At 62.3% G+C, this 2,903-nt stretch carries 2 protein-coding genes; both read right to left on the reverse strand.

Annotated features, from left to right (window positions below):
• Positions 1-225: 225 nt before the first annotated feature.
• Entirely contained in the window at positions 226-1,665 is a 1,440-nt protein-coding gene (locus WCA53_RS19885) for an efflux transporter outer membrane subunit (RefSeq protein ID WP_423914583.1), read from the reverse strand.
• Positions 1,662-2,903, reverse strand: a 1,242-nt coding sequence (locus WCA53_RS19890; RefSeq protein ID WP_423914587.1) for an efflux RND transporter permease subunit, incomplete at its 5' end; no start/stop codon positions are given. The genes WCA53_RS19890 and WCA53_RS19885, both read right to left, overlap by 4 nt.

A 2,903-nucleotide genomic window follows, 5' to 3' on the forward strand; every position in this document is an offset into this window, starting at 1 on the left:
GCGGTTTGAAACGCGTTTCTTTGCTTCGTTTCTTTTCGCGTTTGAAAAGAAATGAAGTCCCGCCCCGGACAGGGGCTAACAGTAATAAGCAAGAAAATCAGACTTAAGCAGAACGACCACGTAAGCAGAAGGACTCAACGCTCTCCCCACACTCGCCGCGAGCAGCACCCCCCAAGCCCTAACCCCACACTCGCCGCGAGCAGAACCCAGAACCCAGAACCCCCCCTAACCGCCAGCCGGCGCCAGGCCCCCTCCCATTGCCTGGAACAGCACGGCCGTATCGCTTAAACGTGCGCTCTCATATCGGATCGACGTAAGCCGCGCATTTTGATACTGCCGCTCGCTCGCGCGTCCAGCCGACTCTGGAATCGCACCCAATCGAACGCGAGCCGCAGAATCCGCAAACACGCTCATCGACGCGCGACTCGCCGTGTCCGCCATTGCCAACGCCTCATTGTCCTGCTCAAGAGCCGCCAACGAATCCGCCACATTGCGGAACGCCGTCAACACTGTCTCCTTATATTGCAAAACAGTCGCGTCATACGTCGCGTAAGCCGCTCGCCGCTGCGCAAGCAACGCGCCACCATGAAAGAGCGGTTGCGTAAGCGAAGCACCCACATGCCACAACGCGCCCGCGGCCGACAACGTAGTGGGCCAGTCAAAGCCACCTTTTCCCATCGATGCCGTAAGCGTCAAGCTAGGGAACAACTGCGCCGTCGCAACGCCCGCCTGGGCAGCGGCAACTTTCAACAGCGCATCGGCGGCCTGGATATCCGGCCGCGCCGCAAGCAAGTCCGACGGCACAACAACCGGCACGCTAGCCGGCACAGCAAGCGTCGCGAGATCGAGATCCTCCGGTGCCTGGTCAGGCGTGCGGCCAAGCAGTACCGCGAGCGCATGACGGGTGGCCAGCCACTGCTGGCGCAAGCCCGGCAACGACGCCGCCAGCGACGCCGAACTCAGTTGCGCATTCTGCACATCAATCCGCGACGCAGAGCCGAGCTCGTAGCGTCGCTGCGTTTCGCGCGCATCGGCATTGGTGAGGACGATCAGCCGCTTCGTCGTATCGATTTGCGCCCGCAGCGAGGCCGCCCCAATCGCACCCGTCACAATGTTCGCAGCAAGCGCACGGCGGGCAGCATCGAGTTGCCACGCCTGACTGTCGACCTGAGAGGCCAGCGCACGGTCGGCGAGACGCGCCGCACCGAAAAAGTCGAACGTGTATTGCGCCTGAACCTGCCCGACGAAGAGGTCATAGACTTCCGTAGGCGGACCAAGCCCCGGCAAGGTGAGGGCGCGCTGGCGACCACTCTGGACGCCGAGATCGACGGTGGGAAGCATCGACGACCCGATCTGCGCCCGCAACTGCTCGCGCGCAGCCAGCAAGCTCTTGTCCGCGGCGGCGAGGCTCGGACTGTTGCGCAAACCCTCGTCCACCAGCGCATTCAACGGCTCCGATCCGTACAGCTTCCACCAGTCGGGCACGGGCTTCGCGCCAACATCGAATGTCTGCGATACGCCCTCGGCCATCACGCTTTTTGGTGGCTGCGTTAAGGCGCCGTAGTGCGGCGGCGCTGGCATCGAAGGGGGCGTGCCTTTCGGACCGAACGAACAGGCGGAAAGCGCGATGCTGACTCCCATCGCAGAGGCGAGAAAACGCTTCATGGCCGGCCTCCGTTACGTGTGTCAGGTCCGTTCTGCAGATCATGGTTATCAGGTTCAACGAACCCCGCGCGTTCGTTCTTGCGCACCTTGAACGACGCGGCGTAAAGGGCCGGCAGATAGAACAGCGTCAGCACGGTGGCGCTCGTGATTCCGCCCATGAGCGCGGTGGCCATCGGCCCGAAGAAGTTGCTGCGCAACAGCGGAATCAGTGCGAGCACCGCCGCTGCCGCGGTCAGCGTGATCGGCCGGAAACGCCGCACTGTGGCGCCGACAATCGCATCAAAGCGTGGATGGCCAGCGGCAATGTCCTGCTCGATCTGGTCGACGAGAATCACCGAGTTGCGCATGATGATCCCGAACATGGCGATGACACCCAGCATCGCGACGAAGCCGAACGGCTTGTGGAACAGCAGGAGGGTTGCCACCACGCCGATCAGCCCGAGCGGCGCAGTGAGTATGACCATCATCACGCGCGCAATGCTCTGCAACTGGATCATCAACAGCGTCAGCACGACGATCGCCATGATCGGCATCTGCGCGTTGATCGACGACTGTCCCTTGGCGCTTTCTTCCACGGGTCCGCCCACCTCGATCCGGTATCCCACCGGCAAGCTCGCGCGCAAGCCATCGAGTTTCTTGTAGATGGAGTTCGTCACGTCGATGCCTTGCGCACCCGGTTTCACATCGGATTGCACCGTGATGGTCGGCTGGCGGTCGCGCTCCCAGATCACGCCATTTTCCAGGTCGTCGACCATGTGGCCGAGCGTACCGAGCGGCACCGGGCCGTTCGGAGTCGGCATGGCGAGGGTCACGAGCCGGGCGGGATCGACACGCTCGCTGCGCGGCGCGCGCAGGTCGACGCTGATCAGCTTGTCGCTTTCACGATATTGCGTGACCGTATAACCGGTCAGTTGCATGGCGAGGAAGTCCGACACATCCGACGTTGTCACGCCCAGTTCGCGCGCCTTCTTCTGGTCGATCTGAAAACGCACGGAACGCTCCGACGGTTCGTCCCAGTCGTACTGCACATTGGTCGTGCGCGTATCGCCTTGCATATCGGCGAAGACCTTTTCCGCGATACCGCGCACCGTCGGAAGATCGTCGCCGCTTACGCGAAATTGCACGGGATAGCCCACGGGCGGGCCGTTTTCGAGCCGCGAAAGGCGAGTGCGTATCGATGAAAAATTCTCACGCAACATGGGTCCGAGCCAGCTCGCAAGTTTCTCGCGATCTTCAAC

This window comes from Caballeronia sp. (assembly GCF_049581465.1).
Lineage (GTDB): Bacteria > Pseudomonadota > Gammaproteobacteria > Burkholderiales > Burkholderiaceae > Caballeronia.

Bases quoted from the DNA above. Each gene is read 5' to 3' on its own strand.
- WCA53_RS19885 (WP_423914583.1), bottom strand. From the start codon at position 1,665: ATGAAGCGTTTTCTCGCCTCTGCGATGGGAGTCAGCATCGCGCTTTCC.